This is a genomic window from Vreelandella sp. H-I2 (assembly GCF_052959335.1).
Genome location: NZ_JBRAMC010000002.1, coordinates 596440 through 610913 on the forward strand (window position 1 = coordinate 596440; position 14474 = coordinate 610913).

Genomic DNA, 14474 nt, shown 5'->3' on the forward strand with positions numbered 1-14474 from the left:
ACGTTAGAAGCGTAGCGACAGCTGAAACAACCACATATTCCAATGTCGTTTGTTCTCTGCGGGGGTTGGATTATCTTGATGGGGTAACCAACCCGTGCCATCCACATGATGGTACTCGCTTGCGAGCATTACTCGTGGATGGGGTGTCCATTGAAGGCCAAATGTTATGTCCTCTGCAAACTGGGAGTGCGCAGCCCCTAATTCGTTGGCTGCATACGTCTTTCCCGAGCGATCGTTGTTGTTATTAGTTAAACTATCGTATCTGATAAGCCAGCTCCAATTCTGATTAACCCTACGTTGATACTGTAAATACCAGCTTTGCCCCATGATCTCAAAAGATCTTGGTATTGTATTACCTTGTAGAGACTGCTTTCTAAAAGCGTATTCGGCCGTTAAACTCCATAGTTCTTGATTATATTGAATAGAAGCAATCCAAGGCTGGAAACTAAAATCACCTGACCCTTCTGGGAAAACTGTATCCAATCTGACATCCGCTGCACTAATTGCAGCTACAAAATTGTTATTACTGTTTTCATATAAAAGTTGAGCTATTAAAGAATAATCGCTTGCAGATACATCAGAACTTACATTGCCAGCAAAAACTTGTCCTGCTAGGTCTGAATCTGTCTGCGGGCGCCCTATACCACTTCTAAATCGTATAGAACCAGTAGGTATTCTTTCATCTAAGTAAATACTAAGCCCGTCAGCGGCAATACCTATTGATCGAGTACGATCAAAATAAATTGATTGAGGCAGCAAAATACTTGGCCGAGTAAAAGCAACATCTCTAGTTTGGTTATAAAAACCAAAGGGGTTTTTAAACCTACCTAGCTGGACGCCAAAAGTGCGTTGCTGGTTTGAAATCATTTGATAATCGATGAGCCCGTAATCTAGTTTTGGGGTTGCATCGGTCAGATCCCCACCTGCATTACGGCTTAAAACTTGAGCGGCAAGTAGTACATCCTGGTGAGGCCGTAACGATGCATTAAGACCAATTTCGGTGAACTCAAAACTTCCATTATCTTCACTACTAGGTCCAAAAAAATTGTTATCGTCCGTAATGACTAACGCTTGGCTAAGAAAACCGTGAACTTGAAAAGAGCCCATGACGCTATCATCACCCATAACATGAGAGGATGAAATCAAAGCAAATATGCTTACTGTAATCGCGGTTATACGATATTCAATCCATTGAAATAACTTGGATACTATCATCCACATACTCCCTTTCAAGATATCCTAAAGCGCCGGGTGTGCTGGCGATCCTATCGCGCATTTCCGCTTGGGTGCTCACTCGGTTGGGTGCTTGACCCGTACCGGAGAACACCATGCGATCCCAGGCCAACTGTAATTGGTGTGGATAAACGGATAACTGTTTCTTAGTAAAGCGAGCATGCACAGGGTCGCTACTATCGAGCACAAAAACTCGCACTGCTTGTCCGTCTGGCCAAGTACGTTGCCGCATGGCGAAGATGGCGCGAGTAGTATCCTGGTTCAACCAGTGGGTAGTGACACTGGGGTTCGCTACCAATAACACGGGCGGTTCTCGGGCAATAACCTGAGCGGTAGCCAACACAAAATAGGCCATCAGTAAAGTCACCACCTTCACCCTGGCAGTTCGTCGAACCATGTCGCGGGTTATAACGAATACCCTCATTGTGGGTTGTTGTTCCGATGGTTACTGGGTGTCAGGTTTATGCACCATGCAGACATGTGCCGCGCATAAAGTGTATAAGACTTGATGACATTGTCTCCCTGAGCTCTTCTGAGCGTTATATTTTTTGTCAAGCATCTTTTGAAAACTTAAACAAAATACATTAGAAAAAACACCATTATGCCATTTCGACGTAGTTAATTTCCCAACACTACAACAAATTCATGACTTTTGCAGGGGGAGGAACGTAAACCGATAGATCGAGGGAAGGCCTAGAAAGCTCATTGGCGTTAACATGTGAAGCTACTTATAATTAATTGTTAAGTATAAATTACCTATGGCTTACTAAAGAACACGGCTACCTAATAGCTAAGTGTGTTCGAGAACACTAATGAAGGACCTCATAAAAGGAATATCCACGATGTTCACCGGCTTAAGTGCATTTCCGTTAACCCCCATGAACGAACAGGGTATCCAAGAGAACGAGTTTATTCGTTTAGTAGAGCACTTGGCTGGGGCAGGCGTTGATTCCATTGGCGTGCTGGGCTCAACCGGCAGTTACGCTTATTTAAGCTGTAAAGAACGTGCTCGTGTTGCCCGGTTAAGCGTCGAAAATGCAGGCGGCGTACCTGTAATTTTAGGCGTTGGTGCGTTACGTACCCGCGATGTGCTAGCCAATGCGGAAAGTGCCCAGCAAGCTGGCGCCAGCGGTGTGCTACTAGCGCCGGTTTCTTATCAAAAGCTCACGGACGATGAAGTTTTCGACCTGTACGCAACGGTCTGTCATTCATTGAGCGTGCCACTATGCGTATACGATAATCCTGGCACGACTCACTTTACATTCAGCGATGAATTGCACGGGCGAATCGCCCAGTTGCCGCAGGTGCGTTCAATCAAGATCCCTCCGGTGGTTAGCGACATTGACGTTGCTCGCGAGCGTATCGTAAGGCTGCGCATGCTAATTCCCAGCGATGTCACCATCGGTATAAGCGGCGACCCTGCTGCAGCAACCGGGCTAAATGCGGGTTGCGATGCGTGGTATTCCGTTATCGGGGGGCTGTATCCTCAAGCGGCACTGGCGCTGACTCGGGCTGCACAAGCGGGGGATGTTCAGCAGGCCGAGGCGCTTTCTGTTGCCCTTGAGCCGTTATGGGCGCTTTACCGTGAGTATGGCGGCAGCCTGCGAGTGGCGGCTACCATCGCAGAAGTCACTGGCAAAGTGAGCCAACCCTGCTTGCCCCAGCCGCTTAAAACTCTGCAAGGAAACGACCGCAAAAGAGTAGAGCAAGTAGTAGAGCAGCTTGGCCTAGCCTCTGAAGTTAGAAGTTAAAGCGGTGCAATAAAAACGCCCAGCCGAAGCCGGGCGTCATAACTGCTCAATCCATGTTTACTTAATACATGTTTACTAAAGCCATAGTTACTAAATCAATGATTACTAAACCAATGGTTACTCAACGAGTTCGAGCAAGCGATCAGGATAATTGGTGAACATGCCGTTTACGCCCATTTCCATTAAGCGCTCCATTTCCTTGGTCTCGTTGACGGTATACACGTGTACCGGCAGGCCGTTTTCATTAGCTTGGCGGATAAAGTCGGCATCAATGACTTCTTCGCCTTCGTAGATGAAGTTGGTACCAATGCCGACCGCGTAATCCGCTACCGCCTGGAAATCTTCATCCGTGATCTCTTCTGGTCCTGGGGTTACGCCCGTCCACTCCACTAAGCGCGAGTTGTCTTCTTCGCTTGGGTAGTACCACACCAGTTGAATCAACGGCACATTGGCATTCAGTTCATGCACCTTTAACAGGCTATCCTGTTCAAAGGACTGCACCAATACACGGCCTTTCTCAACCATATCGTATTCTTCCAGCGTTTTTACCAGCGCTTCTTCCAAGCCAGGGTTGAGCTGTGGCGACTTGGTTTCAATATAGTAGCGGGTATCGTGTCCAAAGTGCTCAAATACCTCCTCCAGCGTGAGCATCTGCGCGCCTTCAAAGGCAGTGTCAGCACTGCGGGGGTTTTCCTCGTTAAACCACGTGCCGGTATCCAGCGCTTTGAGTTCTTCCAGTGTGTAATCATTGATCGCGCCTTCGCCGTCACTGGTGCGATCAATGGCGTCATCGTGAAATACCACCACTTCACCGTCGGTGGTGATTTGAGCATCTAGCTCCAGGTAATCGACGTCCCACTCATGGGCCAGCTCATAAGCTGCCATGGTACTTTCCGGCGCGTGTCCACTAGCACCTCGGTGGGCGATGACCTGAAATGACTCAAGATCTTTTAGCTGCTGCTCCAATGGCGACATCGCCGCCAACGCAGTGGTCGTGACAGCACCAGCGAAAAGACCCATTGTTAATGAAGTAACCAGTAAACGGCGTTGCATAGAATTTCCTTTCATTGAATGCCTGTTTAATAACCCTACACGGATTGAAGAATGAAAGCCAAGACGGCCTTAAATGTCGCCTAGCTCAAAGCAGTTAGGCGTTTCACCAACGTCTGTGCCTCTTTCCTGGAGGTTAAACGGACAAACTGAATATGTGCATAGCGAGGATTAATCATATCGGCAAAGTAACGTTGACGATTCTGTCGCCACGTTTTAAGCGACCAGAGCAACACGGATTCACGGCTTAAAAAGGTTTTTCGGAAAAACTCTCGATTGCCTGTGCCGGGCCAAAGCTCTACTTGGCTGATGATGCGTTTGATAGCTCGAAAGATGGCTTGACTAAATACCTTCCAAAACGGGTAGTCGATCCACACCACCATATCAACATCGCGCCACTTGATAGGGCGTGTGCGGTCAAAGTTGCCATCCAATACCCAACTCTCAGACGAAGCAGCCAAGGCTTCTTCCAGTCCGATGAAAAACACGTCGTCAGGCGTCCCTTGCCAATTAGCGCGCCAAAATAACTGATCAAGCTGTACATAGGGAATGTTCTGCGCTTTTGCGAGCTGCATTGCTAGAGTGCTCTTGCCGCTGCCACTTGTGCCAACCACATTAATTTTCATAACAAAGCACTTTTTGAACGGCGGGGCATTTTATAAATTGCTTATCGAATGGACAACCTGCGTTCATCGTCCGTGCTTAAGTTCTGCTAGGCTCTGCACAAGCAAAACCGATCTAAAAGCCCGCGCCGCGCTGTTGGGAGCGAATGACAACGTTAGTGATTGGTGCGAACGGACAGATTGGCAAACAATTTTGCGAGCTAGCGCAGCAGGCGGGCACGCCTATCAAGGCGATGGTTCGCAGTGAAGAGCAAGCGTCATGGTTTAATGATCAAGGCATCAATACTGTAGTGGCTGACCTAGAGGGTGAGTTTGAACACGCCTTTGAAGGGTGGGATCAAGTGGTTTTCACGGCGGGCTCAGGTCCCCACACCGGACCGGACAAAACCCTAATGGTTGACCTTTTTGGTGCTATTCGTACCGCCGATATCGCCAAACAAAAAGGCCTCTCTCGTTACATCATGATCAGCGCCATGCGTGCGGAACAGCCGCTGGAAGCGCCCGAGAAAATGCGCCCTTACATGGCCGCGAAATTTGCCGCTGATGCCCACTTGCGCAACAGTGGCGTTCCCTATGTCATTCTCAAGCCCGGCCGATTGACCGACGAAACCGCCTCTCAGCAGTTTGCCAGTTCTATTGACGAGGCGGGCGATAACCAAATCTCACGTGCTAATGTCGCTCACTCCCTGCTCCACACAATGCAGACGTCCAGTTTAGCGAATCAGGAGTACCTACTACTGGACGGTAAGCGTTCAATTGGCGAGATTATTCAGTAGGCAAGTTGCCGACACTCACGCATTAACCCCCTTCATGCCTTCCGGCGTATAGCGTTCACCGGTCACCGGAAGGTCGGCGGTGGCGGTTTCCAACTGCTCTTGCTCATCAGCGGTCAGGGTAATGGACGCCGCTGCCGCATTCTCTTCAAGGTAGCGCAACCGCTTGGTGCCCGGAATCGGTACTATGTTGTCGCCTTTGGATAGCAGCCAGGCCAGTGAGAGCTGCGCAGGGGTGCAGCCTTTGAGCGCTGCCATTTCACCGATCACGTCGGCGATGTGGCGGTTGGCACCCATGGCCTGCTCAGAAAAGCGTGGCAGGTTAGGGCGAAAATCGTCTTCGCCGAAATCGCTGGCATCCTGAAATCTTCCTGTCAAAAAGCCCCGGCCTAGAGGTGAGTAGGGCACAAAGCCGATGCCGAGTTCCTTGCAGGTGGGCAGCACTGCTTGCTCCACATCCCGCGTCCACAACGAATACTCGGTTTGCACGGCGGTAACCGGGTACACGGCATGGGCACGGCGCAGGGTATCAGCGCTGACTTCGCAGAGGCCGATATGGCCAATTTTTCCTTCTTTCATCAGTTGCCCTAAGCCCTCCATGGTTTCTTCAATGGGAGTTTCCGGGTTAACGCGGTGAACGTAGTAGAGATCGATTTGCTCGATGCCCAGCCGCTTTAGTGATGCCTCGCAGGCTTGCCGGGCATAACGGGCACGGCTATCCAGGCTGCGCTGATACTCGCCAGGATTGCGCACAATACCGAACTTGGTGGCGATGCGTACCTTGGGCTTGTGGCTGGCGAGAAAGCGGCCGATTAACTCCTCGTTATGGTGAGGCCCGTACATATCCGCTGTGTCAAAGAAGTCGATTCCCAGCTCCACCGCCCGGGCCAACACCCGCAACGACTCGCTATCGTCTCGGGGGCCGTAGAACTCACTCATGCCCATGCAGCCTAAGCCAATGGCGGAAATGGTTAGGTCGCTGCCCAGTGTGCGTGTTTGCATAATGTTTCTCCTTGAATCGTTCTTGAGTGGCGCACTCACAGCGTGGCACTATCCATTAATGAAAAAAATTAACGAATTCGATAACCCGGTTTCCGATATTGGAAAACAGATGCCTCACGGCTGGGTCTGGGACGATACCCGCACCTTTCTGGCAGTAGCCCGCCATGGCACCTTGAGTGGCGCGGCAACGGAACTTCACCTGGGCATCGCGACGCTCTCCCGACGCATTGAACGGTTAGAAAATACCTTGAAGCTGCCGCTGTTTGTGCGCCAACAATCAGGCTATCAACTGACAGAGGAGGGGGCAGGGCTCATTGAAAGGGCCGAAGCCTTGGAAGCCGCCGCAGCGGCATTTGCCAGCGGGGTTTCTAGCGCTGCCCAGCTAAGTGGCAGGGTGCGCTTGGCCACGGCTGAAAACCTGGCTACGGCACTGATTCTGCCCGCGTTGCCAGAGTTTTATGCGCAACACCCCGGCATCCGGCTTGAGATGGTGACTGATATCACTACCGTCAATCTGCACCGCCGCGACGCCGATTTGGCGCTTAGAATGGTCAAGCCCGAGCGAGGTAATGTCACGCTTCGTCGCCTTGGCACCCTGGGTTTCGGGCTTTACGCTAGCCCCAATTATGTAGCGCAGCGTGAGGCTCACCACGATACCGGTAATTACGACACCGACGCCTTTATCACTTGGGGCGAAACGCAGGCGCACCTGCCTGCCGCCCAGTGGGTTGAGTGCGTTCTGCAAGGGCGGGAACCGGCGCTAACTACCACCTCGCTGGCGACCCAGCTAGCGGCGGCGAAAGCGGGGTTGGGGATAGCGGTATTGCCGCATTTTCTGGCGTTGGAGGCTGGACTGGTCTGTGTCGCTGCGGATATTGGCGTGGATCAGCCCATCTACTTGGTCATCCAGACGGATCTCACCCGGTCAGGCCGTACCCGTGCCGTGGCGGACTTTCTGACTGAGTTAGTGGCCAATAACCGCGAGCGCTTGAGTGGGTGATATAGTCACTAAGTTTTCAATCTTTATCCTGCAGGCCATCAATGACACCGACTGATATTGGCAGCGCCTACGATCAGATCACCCACCTCTGGCAAAGCGAGAAATTCAATCTCGCTAACGGCATGGATGCGCATAAAAGAGCGCTGTCGTTTGTTAAAAATCGAGGCAGGGCGCTCGATATCGGTTGCGGATGTACCGGTCGCTTTATTGACTTTTTTCAACAAGAAGGCTTTACGCCTGAAGGCGTGGATATTTCCGATGAAATGTTACGTTTGGCTAAGCAGAATCACCCTGAGGTGATCTTTCATCATCAGGATATATGTCAGTGGAAGCCGCAGGAAAAATACGACTTTATCACCGCCTGGGACAGCATCTGGCATATTCCGCTAGCGCAGCAGGAAAGTGTGATGACCAAACTCATCGAAAGCCTGAATAAGGGTGGAGTACTGATCTTCTCTTTCGGCGGTACCGACGAACCCGGTGAGCACACTGATAACTTCATGGGGCCAGAAATTTACTACTCCACGCTTGGTACCAGCGGCTTCTTGTCCCTATTGATTACGCTAGGCGCGGTGTGTAGACACCTGGAGTACGACCAGTATCCGGAGTTGCATACTTATTTGATAGTGCAGAAGGGGTAACGTCGTGCTCTTCATCCATTAACTATTATCAGGACTGATCGTAATGTCCGCCGATGGCAAAAATATAAATAGTTTTGTCATCGAACCGGTAGATCAGCCGATCTTTTTGTGAAATGCGCCTTGACCACAAGCAAGAAAGATTGTGTTTGAGTGGCTCCGGTTTTCCAATACCAGCTGTTGGATCGTCAGAGCGGAGCATTTCTTTTAAGAGTTTGCAGAGCGCTTTATGCAGCTTCTTATCTGCTTCACGCATTTTTTCATAGGCTTCCCACGTACGGCCCTCAAATACCAGTGATCTCATTCATCTGCTCATTATTAGGTTGGTATCCTTGACCACGACTATGGGTATCTAGAGAAGCAGCAATTTGTTGCATGAGATCCCGATTCTGAAGAACATGCAGCGTTTCTTGTTCTCTTTCCCAGTCCTCAGCACTAATCACCACGAACGCCTCTCCTGCACGACGGGTTACCTTTAAGGGTTCGTGCCTGCTAATAACTTGTTCTACTACGCTTTTCAGGTTGTCCCTGAATTTGTTAACACTAATGATATCCATAACGTCACCATAATGTACGGAAGTGCCGTACAACTATATCTTGCTCTTGATGATATTACCAAGGTAAATAACTGCTATTTATTGAGCTCTAATTCTCCTTTGAGCCACTCAGCCAGTGGCTCGCTGCGGCGGGGTTGAGTGAGAACGTTGGCTTGACTAGGTAGCCACAGGCAGAGTCGGGCGGGGGTTTCGATACTTCCCCAGGGCGCGATGAGCCTGCCGCTCTTCAGGTCGTCTTCTACCAATAACCGCGGCGCAATAGCGATACCCAGACCCGCCACGGCCGCTTCCATCAAATAGTAAAGATGATCGAACCCTTGGCCCTTGCTTAGCGCCCCTTCAAGTTGAGTCAGCTCAAGCCCCTTGGCACTGGCCCATTGCGGCCATGCCTGAGGGCGCGAGGCAGTGTATAAGAGTTTGTTCGCCAATAGCGTTGTCGGTTCGGCGGGGTCAATATGTGCCGCCAACTGCGGGCTTGCCACTGCGCATATCTGCTCCACCATCAGCTCGAATACTTCCACACCTATGGGCCAGGGCGGCTCAGAAAACGCCAGGGTGGCACTGGCATCCGTTTGCGTGCCCGGCTGCTCGCTTTCACTCACCACGACTTTTAGTTTTAGTTCTGGCAGCTCGTGGTGCAGGCGGTCCAGACGCGGAATCAGCCAGCGCGCCAGCAGGCTGCCGGGGCAGGCGAGGGTAAAGGGCGCCTCTTCCACATCTCGTTTGAGCGCTGCGCAACTATTCTTGAGGCTGGTGAACGCTTCGCCTACGCCGCTTTGTAGCTTTTCCCCATGTGGTGTAAGCGCAATGCCGCGGCCCATTTTGGTAAAGAGCGGAATGTTAAAATACTCATCCAAACTTTTTAACTGGCGACTAACAGCGCCATGAGTGACGCTTAGCTCATCGGCAGCGGCGGTCACACTACCCAAGCGAGCGGTGGCTTCAAAGGCGCGCAAGGCGCTAAGCGGTGGCATGCTGTGTTGCATGGGTATATTTCGTCCGACAGTTGATTAAAGCTCACATGTTGCTGACATCTTATCGATTTTTATCACCGCCTGCCTGCGCTATCTTCATCACAATCTTAAATTGCCCTGTTCAATCGCATTCAGAGGTCGTGATGAATAAACCAATGGATTTATCTTCAAGCTTGCCCAATGCTAACGGGCTCTTTGGCAGCTTCGGCGGTCGTTTCGTCGCCGAAACGCTGATGCCGCTAATCCTGGAGCTCCAAGACGAATATGCCAACGCAAAAAGCGACCCCGAATTCCAGCGCCAGTTAACCTACTTTCAGAATGATTACGTAGGGCGACCCAGCCCGCTTTACTTTGCCGAGCGGCTGACCGAGCACTTCGGTGGGGCCAGCATCTATCTGAAGCGCGAAGAGCTAAACCACACTGGCGCACATAAGATCAATAACTGTATCGGCCAGGTGTTGCTCGCCAAGCAAATGGGCAAGAAGCGCATCATCGCGGAAACCGGCGCCGGCATGCACGGCGTAGCCACGGCCACCGTGGCGGCGCGCTTTGGTTTATCCTGTGTGATCTACATGGGCACGACGGACATTGAGCGCCAACAGCCCAACGTATTTCGCATGAAGCTGTTGGGCGCGGAAGTGATTCCCGTTACCTCGGGCACAGGCACGCTGAAAGACGCCATGAACGAAGCGCTGCGCGACTGGGTCACCAACGTCGACGACACCTTCTATATCATCGGTACCGTGGCTGGGCCGCACCCATACCCCGCCATGGTGCGTGATTTCCAGGCCGTGATCGGCCACGAAACCCGCCGGCAGATGCTGGAAAAAGAAGGGCGCCTACCGGATTCACTGGTGGCCTGCATTGGCGGTGGCTCAAACGCCATGGGGCTGTTTCATCCGTTTCTAGACGATCTAGACGTGAAGATGATCGGCGTGGAAGCGGGTGGGAAGGGCGTAAAAAGCGGCCTGCATGCAGCCAGCTTAAATGGCGGCACTCCCGGCGTACTGCACGGCAACCGCACCTACTTGCTGCAAAACGAAGATGGCCAGATTATCGACGCCCACTCGATTTCAGCTGGGTTGGATTACCCCGGTATCGGCCCTGAACACGCATGGCTGCATGAGCAGGGGCGGGTAGAGTACGTCTCCGCGACTGATGACGAAGCGCTGGAAGCGTTCCAGGTATGCTGCCGCCAGGAGGGCATCATCCCCGCCCTGGAAACCGCCCACGCCCTGGCCGAAGTGGCCAAGCGAGCGCCCACGCTGCCACGCGAGCACTTAATGGTGGTTAACCTAAGCGGCCGTGGCGACAAAGACATGATGAGCGTCGCCCATTACTTGGGTGACAAGTTCGGAGTCAAAAGCTAATGAGCGCAATCCAGGAGACTGTCATGAATAACACCTCTCGTCTTGATCACTGCTTTGCCGCGCTCAAGCAGCAAAATCGCCCGGCGCTGGTCAGCTACCTGACTGCTGGTGACCCGGACGCCGCTACCTCGGGTCGCCTGTTGGATGGGCTGCCAGAAGCAGGCGTGGATATCATCGAACTCGGCATGCCGTTTAGCGACCCCATGGCCGATGGCCCCGCCATTCAAAAAGCCGCCCTGCGTGCGCTGGGAAACGGCCAAACCCAAGCCAAGACGCTGGAAATGGTACGCCACTTCCGTGAAAAAAATAGCACTACGCCGATTGTACTGATGGGCTACTACAACCCCATTTTCTGCTACGGCGTTGAGCGTTTTTTAACGGATGCCGCCCGCGCCGGGGTAGATGGCCTGATTGTGGTCGATCTTCCCCCCGAGCACGACGAAGAACTCTGCCAGCCAGCCGCCCGGCATGGCATCGATTTTATCCGCCTGGCCACACCAACCACCGATGCCAAGCGCTTGCCGAAAGTGCTGGCCAACGCCTCCGGGTTTATCTACTACGTCTCGGTGGCCGGTGTGACTGGCGGCAGCGCCCCCACGCCGGAGCGGCTGGAAAATGCGGTTGGCAAACTGCGTGAACATACCGACCTCCCCATTGCTGTCGGCTTTGGTATTCGCACCGCCGAACAGGCCGCCATCATCGGTCGCTATAGTGATGCAGTGGTAGTAGGTTCCGCGTTAGTTGATTGCATCGAACACGCCAATACCGCCGACGAAGCCGTGGAGCGAGTGCACAGTCTCGTCAGCGAGCTGGCCGAAAGCGTGAGGGCATGTCGAAAAGTGAGTGAGGCTCAAGCCTGCTGATCTATTGATATAAAAACAGTAACGAGTGATATGTAACAAGAACAGGCCGATGCGCCTGTTCTTTTTATTATTTCCCTGCATCTCTTTTTTATATCGACCTAATTAACCTTAGCTTTTTAACTATCATTTTTTAAGTTTTTGGTTTCTGCCGGTACTCCACTTGGTAATCATCGCTATTCCAACTAGGGTCAATAGAGTTTTATTCGAGCTGATGCATTTCCCTATTGTATGTTTTAGCAGGGATAGCACACGCGTCTTAGGCCATTTGCCAAGAATGGATTCACGACGATTACTTATTGGGGATTACTATGAAGCCCGACAACACTTTTGACCCTACTCGCCGCCAAGTGGTGGGCGGTCTTGCAACCGGTATGGCTGCTGCGATGGCCGCCCCCGCGTTTGCTCAGTCATCATCTTCATCGCCGTCTGGCAATACCGGTAGTACCTCTAACACCTATGACGCAGGAGGCCCTATCTGGCAAATGCAGGATCCCAAAGACAAGTACCCCGAGCCGCCGTTTCCCCGGCAGCCCCAAGAGTGGCCAGGGCTTGCCAGTGAGATGACGCCCCGCCCAGACCACGGCGAAGAGAGTTATCGAGGCAGTGGCCGGTTAGTGGGAAGAAAGGCGCTTATCACCGGTGGGGACTCCGGTATTGGCCGTGCAGCCGCGATTGCCTATGCCCGCGAAGGCGCCGATGTGGCCATTAATTATCTGCCAGCAGAAGAGTCAGACGCTCAAGAAGTCATTCAATTGATTGAAGCGGAAGGGCGTAACGCGGTGGCCATCCCAGGCGATCTTCGCGATGCCTCGTTCTGCAGTGAGCTGGTAGAGCAGGCGGTACAGCAATTAGGTGGGCTGGACATTTTGGTCAATAACGCTGCTCGGCAGCAGTGGAAGCCGTCGATTATGGAAATTAGTCACGAAGACTTCGACGACACGATGAAGACCAACCTATATGCCATGTATTGGATCACCCAGGCGGCCATACCGCACATGGAGCCTGGCTCAGTGATTATTAACACGACTTCAGTGGTGGCCTACGATCCGCCTGAAATTCTGCTGGATTACTCAATGACCAAAGCGGCGATCGTCGTATTCACCAAAGCGCTCGCGAAGCAGCTGGCCGAAAAAGGCATTCGCGTCAACGGCGTCGCGCCCGGACCATTCTGGACCCCGCTTCAGCCCAGCGGTGGCCAGCCCCAAGACGCGTTGGAAAGCTTTGGCGAAAGCACGCCGCTTGGCCGACCCGGCCAGCCGGTAGAGCTAGCCGGTACATACGTACTGTTAGCGTCGCCAGAATCCAGCTATACCACCGGTAATATACATGGCGCGGGCGGTGGCGCTGGTGATCCCTAAGTTGTCCTGGACATTGTTCTCGTTATTTTTCTAAGCTGTTCTAGCTATTTATTAAAATAGCCGCGCGGGGCCTGACATTCATTTGTTCAGGCCCCGTTTGGGTAGTTAGGCTCATAATGGTTTATTACCATAGCCGATGACGACTCAAAACGGCTATCTCTCTACTACTATCTAGCGCTATCCCTATCCCAATCCCAATCTACCATAGCGAAACACCAATCTCCCACAGCTATTGGTAAATCATCTCTCCCCGCTTGTTCACGCTGGCTACCACAGGCATTATCGGCGCTCGAAGCGGATTGCCGATGATGTAATCCGCCAGGATTTCGTCACTAAGAGAGCAACCATGGGAAAGCTTTTCACATTGATAGTCGTGCTGGCGCTTGGGTATACAGGCATTTATTTCTATTATGGCGTGGTGGTCAAACAGGAAGTTCAGCAGCAGTTAGATGATCGCGGCCTTTCCGCCGTCAGCATTGAGAACGTGGAATATGGGCTAACCGCCCCCATTAGTACGTCAGCCGATATCTCAATCACCGGCATTTATCGCGGCGCAGAAGCCACCATTGATATGGCAGTAAAGGGGCATCCTGTATTCTCGGACGACGTCACTGTCGAATTCGACGGCCTGCAAGCGCTGCGCCTGGGCATCAGCCTCGGTCAGTAAGCGGTAGCCAAACATGCTCATACCCAATCGATAACGCCACGGCAATCAGTAACCCTGCCATCAGCCAATTGAAGCGCTTAACGATGATGGGGTTTTTAATCCGTTGGCCGACTAAGCTGCCAATCATCAGGTAACTGCCGGGCGCACCTGCGGCTAGTATCGCCAAGCCGAATGCCCATATCACTAGGCTAAGTCCGTGAATGCTTGCTGCGGGAAATTGCAACGTGGTAATCGGCAGGGTGGCGACAATGGCTTTGGGATTCAGCAACTGCATGACTAGTCCATCGCGATAACTGACCAGCCGAGGGGCGTTAACCGGCTTGCTTAAATCGGCGCTTGAGCGGGCAATTTTGCTCGCCAGATAAATGATATAACTACAACCCAAAGCACTCACCACCACCAGCGCATCATCATCGATCCACGCCGCGCCCGCCCAGCCCAACACCAATAAGTACGCCAGCATCCCGGTACCTACCCCCAGGCAGAATCCGACCGACTGTCTGGCCTGGCCATTGATGCCCATGTTCAGGCCGAGCAGATTCACAGGCCCAGGGGTATACATGACGCCCAGGGCATAGGCGACGATTGCTAACATGGTGAAACCTCTTTTGATTA

General features: G+C 52.3%; 17 protein-coding genes. 8 read left to right on the forward strand and 9 right to left on the reverse strand.

Annotated features, from left to right (window positions below; genetic code table 11):
* Positions 1–3: 3 nt before the first annotated feature.
* Both ACUVOF_RS07330 and ACUVOF_RS07335 read right to left on the reverse strand, forming a co-directional pair.
* A complete protein-coding gene (locus tag ACUVOF_RS07330) occupies positions 4–1215 on the reverse strand; it encodes a hypothetical protein (RefSeq protein WP_447043696.1) in 1212 nt (403 codons plus the stop codon).
* Positions 1184–1600, reverse strand: a complete 417-nt coding sequence (locus ACUVOF_RS07335) for a hypothetical protein (protein WP_447043697.1) — start codon at positions 1598–1600, stop codon at positions 1184–1186. The genes ACUVOF_RS07330 and ACUVOF_RS07335 overlap by 32 nt, the downstream gene beginning before the upstream one ends.
* Positions 1601–2075: 475 nt before the next feature.
* Between ACUVOF_RS07335 and ACUVOF_RS07340 the strand changes: the two genes are divergently transcribed.
* Positions 2076–2984 carry a dihydrodipicolinate synthase family protein gene (locus ACUVOF_RS07340; protein ID WP_447043698.1) on the forward strand — a complete coding sequence of 303 codons (909 nt, stop codon included), beginning with the start codon at positions 2076–2078 and terminating at the stop codon, positions 2982–2984.
* Positions 2985–3101: 117 nt separating this feature from the next.
* Here ACUVOF_RS07340 and ACUVOF_RS07345 read toward each other — a convergent pair whose 3' ends face one another.
* Together ACUVOF_RS07345 and ACUVOF_RS07350 are read right to left on the reverse strand one after the other, a co-directional pair.
* Complete coding sequence (locus ACUVOF_RS07345) at positions 3102–4037, reverse strand: glycerophosphodiester phosphodiesterase family protein (RefSeq protein WP_447043699.1); 936 nt, start codon at positions 4035–4037, stop codon at positions 3102–3104.
* A gap of 80 nt (positions 4038–4117) precedes the next feature.
* Positions 4118–4660, reverse strand: coding sequence for an adenylate kinase (locus ACUVOF_RS07350; protein ID WP_447043700.1), 543 nt, complete (start codon positions 4658–4660; stop codon positions 4118–4120).
* Positions 4661–4803: 143 nt separating this feature from the next.
* On the opposite strand from ACUVOF_RS07350, the gene ACUVOF_RS07355 reads away from it, so the two are divergent.
* Positions 4804–5433, forward strand: coding sequence for an SDR family oxidoreductase (locus ACUVOF_RS07355; protein ID WP_447043701.1), 630 nt, complete (start codon positions 4804–4806; stop codon positions 5431–5433).
* 15 nt (positions 5434–5448) lie between these two features.
* Here ACUVOF_RS07355 and ACUVOF_RS07360 read toward each other — a convergent pair whose 3' ends face one another.
* Positions 5449–6432 (reverse strand): aldo/keto reductase, encoded by a 984-nt coding sequence (locus ACUVOF_RS07360; protein ID WP_447043702.1) that lies wholly within the window; start codon positions 6430–6432, stop codon positions 5449–5451.
* 58 nt (positions 6433–6490) lie between these two features.
* On the opposite strand from ACUVOF_RS07360, the gene ACUVOF_RS07365 reads away from it, so the two are divergent.
* Entirely contained in the window at positions 6491–7432 is a 942-nt protein-coding gene (locus tag ACUVOF_RS07365) for a LysR family transcriptional regulator (protein ID WP_447043800.1), read from the forward strand.
* A 41-nt stretch (positions 7433–7473) separates the two neighbouring features.
* Positions 7474–8073: a class I SAM-dependent methyltransferase gene (locus ACUVOF_RS07370; protein ID WP_447043703.1), complete on the forward strand. Its 600-nt coding sequence runs from the start codon at positions 7474–7476 to the stop codon at positions 8071–8073.
* 28 nt (positions 8074–8101) lie between these two features.
* Here ACUVOF_RS07370 and ACUVOF_RS07375 read toward each other — a convergent pair whose 3' ends face one another.
* The 3 genes from ACUVOF_RS07375 to ACUVOF_RS07385 all read right to left on the reverse strand — a co-directional run bounded on the left by ACUVOF_RS07375 (position 8102) and on the right by ACUVOF_RS07385 (position 9613).
* Entirely contained in the window at positions 8102–8374 is a 273-nt protein-coding gene (locus ACUVOF_RS07375; protein ID WP_447043704.1) for a Txe/YoeB family addiction module toxin, read from the reverse strand.
* Positions 8355–8627, reverse strand: coding sequence for a type II toxin-antitoxin system Phd/YefM family antitoxin (locus ACUVOF_RS07380; protein ID WP_447043705.1), 273 nt, complete (start codon positions 8625–8627; stop codon positions 8355–8357). Before ACUVOF_RS07380 ends, ACUVOF_RS07375 begins: the two co-directional genes overlap by 20 nt.
* Positions 8628–8701: 74 nt before the next feature.
* Positions 8702–9613, reverse strand: coding sequence for a LysR family transcriptional regulator (locus ACUVOF_RS07385; protein WP_447043706.1), 912 nt, complete (start codon positions 9611–9613; stop codon positions 8702–8704).
* A 131-nt stretch (positions 9614–9744) separates the two neighbouring features.
* Here ACUVOF_RS07385 and trpB point away from each other — a divergent pair, with 131 nt between their 5' ends.
* The 4 genes from trpB (at position 9745) to ACUVOF_RS07405 (ending at position 13859) form a co-directional block, all read left to right on the forward strand.
* Complete coding sequence (trpB, locus tag ACUVOF_RS07390; protein WP_447043707.1) at positions 9745–10971, forward strand: tryptophan synthase subunit beta; 1227 nt, start codon at positions 9745–9747, stop codon at positions 10969–10971.
* Positions 10972–10994: 23 nt separating this feature from the next.
* Positions 10995–11834: a tryptophan synthase subunit alpha gene (gene trpA / locus ACUVOF_RS07395; RefSeq protein WP_447043708.1), complete on the forward strand. Its 840-nt coding sequence runs from the start codon at positions 10995–10997 to the stop codon at positions 11832–11834.
* 308 nt (positions 11835–12142) lie between these two features.
* On the forward strand, positions 12143–13192 hold the full coding sequence (locus tag ACUVOF_RS07400) for an SDR family oxidoreductase (protein ID WP_447043709.1): 1050 nt from the start codon (positions 12143–12145) through the stop codon (positions 13190–13192).
* A gap of 346 nt (positions 13193–13538) precedes the next feature.
* Positions 13539–13859: a hypothetical protein gene (locus tag ACUVOF_RS07405; RefSeq protein WP_447043710.1), complete on the forward strand. Its 321-nt coding sequence runs from the start codon at positions 13539–13541 to the stop codon at positions 13857–13859.
* On the opposite strand, the gene ACUVOF_RS07410 is transcribed toward ACUVOF_RS07405, so the two are convergent.
* Positions 13843–14454, reverse strand: a complete 612-nt coding sequence (locus ACUVOF_RS07410; protein ID WP_447043711.1) for a LysE family translocator — start codon at positions 14452–14454, stop codon at positions 13843–13845. The two genes, ACUVOF_RS07405 and ACUVOF_RS07410, sit on opposite strands and share 17 nt — an antisense overlap.
* Positions 14455–14474: the final 20 nt, after the last annotated feature.

Bases quoted from the DNA above. Each gene is read 5' to 3' on its own strand.
- ACUVOF_RS07330 (WP_447043696.1), bottom strand. From the start codon at position 1,215: ATGATAGTATCCAAGTTATTTCAATGGATTGAATATCGTATAACCGCG.
- ACUVOF_RS07340 (WP_447043698.1), top strand. From the start codon at position 2,076: ATGTTCACCGGCTTAAGTGCATTTCCGTTAACCCCCATGAACGAACAG.
- ACUVOF_RS07345 (WP_447043699.1), bottom strand. From the start codon at position 4,037: ATGCAACGCCGTTTACTGGTTACTTCATTAACAATGGGTCTTTTCGCT.
- ACUVOF_RS07350 (WP_447043700.1), bottom strand. From the start codon at position 4,660: ATGAAAATTAATGTGGTTGGCACAAGTGGCAGCGGCAAGAGCACTCTA.
- ACUVOF_RS07355 (WP_447043701.1), top strand. From the start codon at position 4,804: ATGACAACGTTAGTGATTGGTGCGAACGGACAGATTGGCAAACAATTT.
- ACUVOF_RS07360 (WP_447043702.1), bottom strand. From the start codon at position 6,432: ATGCAAACACGCACACTGGGCAGCGACCTAACCATTTCCGCCATTGGC.
- ACUVOF_RS07365 (WP_447043800.1), top strand. From the start codon at position 6,491: ATGAAAAAAATTAACGAATTCGATAACCCGGTTTCCGATATTGGAAAA.
- ACUVOF_RS07370 (WP_447043703.1), top strand. From the start codon at position 7,474: ATGACACCGACTGATATTGGCAGCGCCTACGATCAGATCACCCACCTC.
- ACUVOF_RS07375 (WP_447043704.1), bottom strand. From the start codon at position 8,374: ATGAGATCACTGGTATTTGAGGGCCGTACGTGGGAAGCCTATGAAAAA.
- ACUVOF_RS07380 (WP_447043705.1), bottom strand. From the start codon at position 8,627: ATGGATATCATTAGTGTTAACAAATTCAGGGACAACCTGAAAAGCGTA.
- ACUVOF_RS07385 (WP_447043706.1), bottom strand. From the start codon at position 9,613: ATGCAACACAGCATGCCACCGCTTAGCGCCTTGCGCGCCTTTGAAGCC.
- trpB (WP_447043707.1), top strand. From the start codon at position 9,745: ATGAATAAACCAATGGATTTATCTTCAAGCTTGCCCAATGCTAACGGG.
- trpA (WP_447043708.1), top strand. From the start codon at position 10,995: ATGAATAACACCTCTCGTCTTGATCACTGCTTTGCCGCGCTCAAGCAG.
- ACUVOF_RS07400 (WP_447043709.1), top strand. From the start codon at position 12,143: ATGAAGCCCGACAACACTTTTGACCCTACTCGCCGCCAAGTGGTGGGC.
- ACUVOF_RS07405 (WP_447043710.1), top strand. From the start codon at position 13,539: ATGGGAAAGCTTTTCACATTGATAGTCGTGCTGGCGCTTGGGTATACA.
- ACUVOF_RS07410 (WP_447043711.1), bottom strand. From the start codon at position 14,454: ATGTTAGCAATCGTCGCCTATGCCCTGGGCGTCATGTATACCCCTGGG.